This is a genomic window from Comamonas sp. A7-5 (assembly GCF_039581385.1).
In the GTDB taxonomy this organism is placed as follows: domain Bacteria; phylum Pseudomonadota; class Gammaproteobacteria; order Burkholderiales; family Burkholderiaceae_C; genus Comamonas; species Comamonas thiooxydans.
In genome coordinates this window covers 1-222 of record NZ_JBCPWO010000079.1, presented here as the reverse complement: position 1 = coordinate 222, position 222 = coordinate 1, and the positions used below count along the sequence as shown (strand labels likewise).

Here is a 222-nt window from a genome sequence, read left to right as displayed (position 1 = left end):
TAGGAGGCTTCGATTGCGGTGGGGTTGTGGTTTTTGGCGTAGCGCCCATCTGCTGGGCGCCGGCGATGGATCAAGTACCAGGCTGCGGGGATGACCAGCATGCTCAATAGCGGGGCTGTGACCATGCCGCCGACCATGGGAGCCGCGATGCGGGTCATGACCTCCGAGCCGGTGCCGTGCCCAACCAGAATGGGAAGCAGACCCGCCATGACCACGGCCACG

At 64.9% G+C, this 222-nt stretch carries 1 protein-coding gene; it reads right to left on the bottom strand.

What is annotated here, in order from left to right; translation table 11 throughout:
* A partial coding sequence (locus AAIL67_RS24840; RefSeq protein ID WP_100086405.1) for an efflux RND transporter permease subunit occupies nucleotides 1-222 on the bottom strand: 222 nt, incomplete at both ends.